The sequence below is a fragment of the Vibrio sp. YT-19(2023) genome, assembly GCF_033337395.1.
In genome coordinates, this window is the sequence record NZ_JAWOQN010001194.1 from 1 (window position 1) to 511 (window position 511).

Sequence of the window (511 nt, forward strand, 5' to 3'; positions counted from 1 at the left end):
GACGGATTGGCGTTTTCGGTAAGAAACGAGTGATCCCGCTGCGTTTTGGTGCTTGCGCATCTACCGCGTAAATCAGTTCAAGCAGAATAGTACCAACTGGCAACGCCTTGTTTTTCAACAGAGATACCGCAGAAGTACCCACACCTTCACTCATCAGAAGATCGATACCACCTTGGATCATTGGGTGTTCCCAACTGATGAAGTGCATGTCTTCACGAGAAAGCGCGGTATCGCGATCAAAAGTGATCGTCGCACCTTCGTATGGCAAACCAGGGTAGCTTGGCACCATCATGTGCTCTGATGGCGTCACCACCAGTGCATTTTCGCCTTTGTCGTCTTGGTTCAAACCAATCGTATCCAACAGAGAAAGTGCAAACGTGACTAGGTTTGTATCACCATCGGTTGATTCAATTTTCTCAACGATTTGCTGAGCTTTTTCGCCGCCGTTAGAGTGCATTTCTAGCAAGCGGTCACGACCTTGCTCTAGTTGCGATTTCAATTCTTTGTTCAG

1 pseudogene is annotated in these 511 nt (G+C 47.7%); it reads right to left on the minus strand.

Annotated elements, in window-relative coordinates:
- Nucleotides 1-511 (minus strand): annotated as a pseudogene (locus R7E78_RS30795) (RNA polymerase-associated protein RapA); the annotation flags it as partial.